The sequence below is a fragment of the Arenibacter certesii DSM 19833 genome (assembly GCF_000429545.1).
Taxonomy (GTDB): domain Bacteria; phylum Bacteroidota; class Bacteroidia; order Flavobacteriales; family Flavobacteriaceae; genus Arenibacter; species Arenibacter certesii.
On the sequence record NZ_AUCB01000068.1, the window covers coordinates 1 to 6562 of the forward strand.

Here is a 6562-nt window from a genome sequence, read left to right on the forward strand (position 1 = left end):
AGCATATAATTTATGCCAGAATCTATCTTGGATATTCAACAATACAAAGGACAAAACCTCGGCGCTCATAAGATTAGCGAAATGGGACGAAAAAGTGAGGCAGGCCAGCTTCAAAAGCTTCAGCACCATATCCAGGACAATGTCGATCCATTATCAAAATATCCTGAACTACTTTGACAACAGAAGCACCAACGCCTCGGCAGAATCATTCAATGCCAAGATAAAAGCATTTAGGGCACAGTTCAGGGGTGTCAGGAACGTAGAATTCTTCTTATATAGGCTGACAACTATTTTTGCTTAAATCCTTAATCCCACAACTTTTTGACTTGATCCAACAAAAGTCCTCAACACCTATTTAGACCAGGTATACAGCCACTTATTGGACTGCCATAAGCAATTACTGGAAGAAGGAAAGATCGTTACCGCCAACGCCATGAAAGCGCGTTATTTGGGTCTGGACGAGAACCTTAAGACACTTGCAGAACTCATCACTTACCACAATACTAATATGGTCAGTGTTCTGAAATATGGCACCATGAAAAACTATTACACTACGGAAAAGTATCTCTTGAAGTTTTTACGTAAGCACTTAAAAGTTGACGATATCTATCTGAAACAATTGAACTATCGATTCATCTGTGATTTTGAGCAGTTCCTGAGAGCCTACAGAAATCCAAAAAAAGAATTGGTATTGTCCAACAACGGCGTTATGAAACATATGGAACGCTTTAAAAAAATGGTCAACCTTGCCGTTAAGTTGGAATGGATTCCAAAAAATCCGTTCAACCAATTTCAGCTTAAGTTCGATAAATTTGACAGACAGTTCCTTCCAGAGCGCGAACTCGAACTGATTGAGAATACGCATTACACTAATGAACGGTTGGAAAGAGTTAAGGACTATTTTATATTCTCCTGTTATACGGGACTTTCATATGTAGATGTCAGGGAACTGACCCTGAACCATATTGCTCGGGGCATCGACAACAACTATTGGATCTTTACCAAACGTGAAAAAACAAATGAAACGGTCAAAATTCCCATTTTGCCCAAGGCATTGGCAATTATAGAAAAATATAGGGATGAAGCCGAAAAAACTAACAATAGAATCATCCTACCGCTCAGCTCAAACCAGAAAACCAATAAATACTTAAAGGAAATAGCACTGGACTGCGGTATCCATAAGAATATCACATTCCATGTTGCCAGACATACTTTTGCAACCACCGTCATGCTGTCCAATGGCGTGCCAATTGAGACCGTATCAAAGCTCTTGGGGCATAACAAGCTTTCAACAACACAGATTTATGCAAGGGTGGTAGAGTCAAAGATAAGTGAAGACATAGACAATCTGCTGATAAGGTTTGAAACGAAAAAGCTGGAACCAAAGGCCCAAACCAAACAAACAATTTTTTAAGCTTAATGAATTTCCTTTCAATGCGCTCCTCACAAGGCTACGGGAGTGTATTGAAAGGAAATTTCAGCTAAAACTAAATTTTAAAATCACAATTTTAATTTTAAAGACCTGTAATGCTAAGTTGTCAATCTCAAATTAAACGGCTTTGGTCAAAAGGGCTTCTGGCGGACTTTATGTTTTTCAAAAATTTCTTTCAATATTTTTTTAAATTTGGAGTTCATACGTGAAATCAAAAACACCTAATAAGAAAAATTTCACTTTAAAATCATTCTTGGCTTTCTGAAAACTTTACACCTGACTTTTATCCATATAGTGATAATTGCTATTGAAAAGAAAAAAAAGAGCATTATGGACGTTTCTACAATATGTCAATTGAATAATTTTCTGAAATTCTTAAACACTGTTGGACATTGTTAAACTTCTTAATAAAGACTCGATAATTCTTCAATTGTCGCAAATTCTTCCCTGTTTATGGGCGGTTTGAGGCGGTTTGTCGCAAATTAATGAAAATGGGGAAATTGATATATTTTTAACTAACTAACAATCAGTTAATTGATGCGAAATGGGAATACGTAACATCGCGTAGCGTGTTACCCTCTTGCTATTCCCATACTTAATTACATTTCGGTTTCGACAATTCCCGTCTCAAGCTAAAAAGCAGTTTTTTGACGATATTCTACATTTATTTTATAGTTACCAAATAGTGCCAAATCGTAATTTTTTTAAACATTACCAATTCCCTTGAAAAGAAAAAGAACTTAGATTTTAGGGATTTAAATAGGATATTATTTTATTGATACAAAAATTAAAAAAGATACAGGTTTGGAAAGGTTTATCGAAAATTTCTAAAAAAATATTTTCTTCTACAAATCATCCTGAGTGTAGAAAAGTCTTTCCATAAAAAAGTGAAAATAAATAATCTTTTCTTCAATAATCTTATCCATGAACCAAAGATAAATGAAGAAAATCTTCTTTTAAAATATAACTAAAAATTTAGTTTAAACTAATTAAATAGTTACATTAGCTAATTCAATAGGTCATTTGTTAATTTACCTCTCATCTGATCGCTAAAACATCCTATTATGTTTAATAAAATAGCTTGTATTCTATTTATCTCATTATGTAGTGTTGTATATTCTCAAAAAAAAATCTCTTCAGATTTTGATTATAAAGTTACTTATAATTTACATTACACATTAGATTCAACCAAATTGAGTGACAGAAAATCAGAATATATGGTTCTCTTTTTGGGAGATAAGTTATCTTCATTTTCAAGTAGAGCCAAACTTTTTAAAAATGGCGTTGTAGTTAAAGGAAATACAGCTTCTACTTCTAAGGAAAGTATAACTGCTTTTCCATATGTAATATTAAAAAATACTAAGGAAAATTATTTGGCATATACTTTACAAATCGTGTATAACTATTTTTATTATGAGCAGCCTTCAGGTTTGTTTGATTGGAAAATTCATGATGAAATTAAGGATATTAATGGATACACAGCTCAGAAAGCAACCACCACATATTCTGGTAGAGATTATATTGCTTGGTTCACAACAGACATACCAATTTCAGATGGTCCTTTTAAGTTTAATGGCCTTCCTGGGTTGATCCTTGAGATTTCGGACACTCAAAATCACTATAGCTTTACGTTTTATGGATTTGAAAAACTGGAGCCGCCAGTTCCTTTTAAAATCAATCTGAAACAATATGTTTTAACTAACAAAGAAAAACTTCTCGAAGTTCAATATAGGTACAGACAAGACCCTTTTACGTACGCAAATAACCCAAATGTAAAAATAACTCCAGAAGTACATCAGGCTTACATCAAAGCCTTTACTGAGATGTTGGAAAAGGAAAACAACCCTATTGAAAAAGACTAAGTTTTTCGTGCTTCTGGTTCTATTGATGCTTGGTCTCAAAGGCTTTTCGCAAAATAGAATTACGGGCACTGTTAAGGATACTTCCGGAAATATATTGGCAGGCGCAGTAATTACCATCAAAAGCGAACATTCAAATGCAATTTTGAGCTATGGCACAGCAGATATTGATGGCCATTTTTCTGTTGCTATTAGCACCGACGCTTTAAGTCTGGTTATTAATGTGCTGCACTTAGGCTATAAAACGTTTGATAAAAAGATAACAAACACGTCCCAAAATATATCCATAACATTAGAGGAATCTATTGAAGAACTAAAAGAAGTTGTCGTAACATCTTATAATATTGAAAAAAAGGGCGATACTTTAAGTTATTCCGTTTCTGCATTTAAAGACCAAAAAGACAGAACTATTGCAGATGTTTTAAAAAAAATGCCTGGCATTGAGGTTTTGTCTAACGGCCAGATACTATATATGGGAAATCCTATCGAGAAATACTACATTGAAGGTATGGATATGCTGGAAGGTCGTTATAATTTGGCTAATGATAATATATCAGCTGATGATGTTAGCAGGGTGCAGATTTTGGAAAACCATCAGCCTATTAAGGTGTTGGATAGTTTAATTTTTTCGGATAAAACGTCCTTGAATATTAAATTGAAAAACAATATTTCTGTAACCGGTTCTGCTGAAATTGGCGGTGGATTTAGTCCCGTTTTATTTAAGACGAATATTACACCGTTATTATTCACAAAAAAAAGTCAGGCATTAATAAGTTATCAATATAATAACACAGGGAATGATCTATCTCGGAGTATCAACGATTTTTCGACCCCAAATAATGTTATGGATGGTTTTAATGCTTCTAAAAAAAGTGTGTTGTCTTTACAACAGCTTTCTCGCCCTCCATTTGCAAGCTCTCGATGGTTGGACAACAATGACCACCTTGGTAATTTCAATTATTTGTACCGTTTGAAAAATGGCACTGACCTTAAAATAAACCTATCTTATTTGAATGGTGTCCAAAAAGATAATGGCATAAGAAACACAACCTATATTACAAAAAATGATACCATAAATCTCAAGGAAAATGCTGAAAACATAATCTTTTCCAATTCTCTAAGCTCTGAGCTTACTTTAGAAAAAAACCTTTCCAAAAGTTATTTGCGAAATGCCTTTTCATTTAAAACATTTTGGGATAGCCAAAGAGGAACTATCGTCAATGATGGTTCGGATATTCTTCAAGAACTTTCAAATCCGTATGTGATATTAACCAATGACCTGAAAATCATCAAGCCGATTGGTAATCAGTTGATAACGTTCAGTTCAAATACTGGTTATACCAAAACCGATTCGGAATTAATGATATCGCCAGGAACATTTGAAAGCATCTTGAATGATGGACAACCTTATGAAAACAATAAACAACAGAGTGGCGTAACCACTTTTTTTTCAGAGAATACGGCGGGATTTACAAAAAAATTGGGTGTTTTTTCTATTGCGCCCGAAGTGGGTTTTGCTTATAAAAATCAGAACTTGACCTCTGATTTATTCAAATCCATCGATGGAAATCCATCACAAATCGGGGCAGATTATCAAAACAATATAGAATTGACAAACTCCAACCTGTTTTTAACCAATCTTTTAAGTGTTAAACATGATGGATGGAAAATTGCTTTAAGATCTCCTTTATATTTGCGTTATTTTACAACCGATAACAACACAACAAATGGGGAAGAGGTCATTAGAAAATTGAATTTTGAGCCTGATGTATCCATAACAAAAAAGCTCTCTCCATATTGGGAAGCACATATTGGAGCTAATATTAAGAATCGATTCGGCGATATTGACAATTTGTTTAATGCTTATATCCTGAAAAATTATTTGACCTTGTTGCGCTATAATTCTACTCTGAGCGAACAGACCAATTATGCATCTTCTCTAAATATCAGATATAGAAATGCTTTGAATGCCATATTTGCTACCGCATCATTAGGTTTTAACAAGAACAAGAATAATTTACTTTATAATACTTCTGTAGCAGATGATGGCTCCTTGATAATAGAGAGTATTGAAATGGATAATCAGATAACAACTCAAAGTCTTAATTTTTATGGCAGTAAATACTTTAGTAAAATAAAGACAACACTAAATGTTGGAAGTAGGTTTTCCATTACGGAAAGTCCGCAAATAGTTAATAACACGTTTGGCTCTTTTAAAAATATGAATCAGCGATATGAGTTAAATCTAAAATCAGAAATCACAAAATGGTTCAGTTTTAGTGGAAGCACAAGCCTATCTATTTCAAAATTGAGCTCTTCTGAAAATCAGGTTAATAAAATAAGAAATTGGGAGAATTCAATTAATGCATTCTTCTATTTAAATGACCATGAAATTTTTAATATCGATGCTGAACATTACTATAATCATATTGGAACAAGCAACAGCAACAATTACTTTCTAAATTTGAGCTATCAAGTTACATTTAAGAATTATAATCTTGATGCTAAGCTAATTTGGAACAACATACTTAATACTAAAAACTATATTAATCTTTATAATGGGCAGTTTTTTAGTAATGAAAATATCTATACGTTGAGGCCTTCTCAACTCTTGATGAGCTTTAAATTTTCATTGTGAACTTATAAACGAGATATTCTATTAATCTTCAAAGTTTTTAAATTTACTAATTAGATATAAAAAATCTTAAGGAAGTTTATATTTGAAAAAGTTGAAATTTTTTAATAGATTATAGGCGAGCTTTAGAAGTGATAAATGTATTAGCAATAATTAAGGTGTTTTTAATACTATTTGTATCTTTACAAAACCAAAGACAAACAAAATTTGTTTTTAAATCGTTCTTTTGAACTTTAGTGTACAATCAGGTGAACATCTACAGTTAATAGCGTTTTAAAAGTTTGATATACAGGGTAATGAGATTGTTTAATTAGTCCTGCCACCCCGACTTAACTATTTTATATAGTTGCACTTAGCTGTTAATCGACTGATTAGCAGCTTTTTGTGTTTTAAGGGGTATCATAAGAAATCACATGAAACCACCTAAAAGGGATATTCGGGAGTAGGCCGATTTTCACTAAAAACTGGACAGAACGAATCCTGGAACATCGATGTTTCCGGGATTTTTTTTATGGTTTATTTTCGAAGTGGATTTTCGTCCGGTTTAAGAGGGCTTTTTGGTCGTTTTAGTGAGGTTCTGGCATACCTTTCCCATCGAAGTTTCGGATCGCTAGTCCCTATGCCGCTTTTTCCAGC

At 33.3% G+C, this 6562-nt stretch carries 4 protein-coding genes; all 4 read left to right on the top strand.

From position 1 onward, the window contains the following. On the top strand, positions 1-301 hold a 301-nt coding region (locus tag G466_RS23675), incomplete at its 5' end, for a transposase (RefSeq protein WP_240488307.1). Between the two features lie 78 nt (positions 302-379). Then, positions 380-1414 (top strand): site-specific integrase, encoded by a 1035-nt coding sequence (locus G466_RS22710; protein WP_084418995.1) that lies wholly within the window; start codon positions 380-382, stop codon positions 1412-1414. A 1082-nt stretch (positions 1415-2496) separates the two neighbouring features. Further along, a complete protein-coding gene (locus G466_RS0118655; RefSeq protein ID WP_034236187.1) occupies positions 2497-3294 on the top strand; it encodes a GLPGLI family protein in 798 nt (265 codons plus the stop codon). Next, complete coding sequence (locus tag G466_RS0118660) at positions 3281-5929, top strand: carboxypeptidase-like regulatory domain-containing protein (protein ID WP_026814982.1); 2649 nt, start codon at positions 3281-3283, stop codon at positions 5927-5929. The genes G466_RS0118655 and G466_RS0118660 overlap by 14 nt, the downstream gene beginning before the upstream one ends. The last annotated feature ends 633 nt before the right edge of the window (positions 5930-6562 follow it).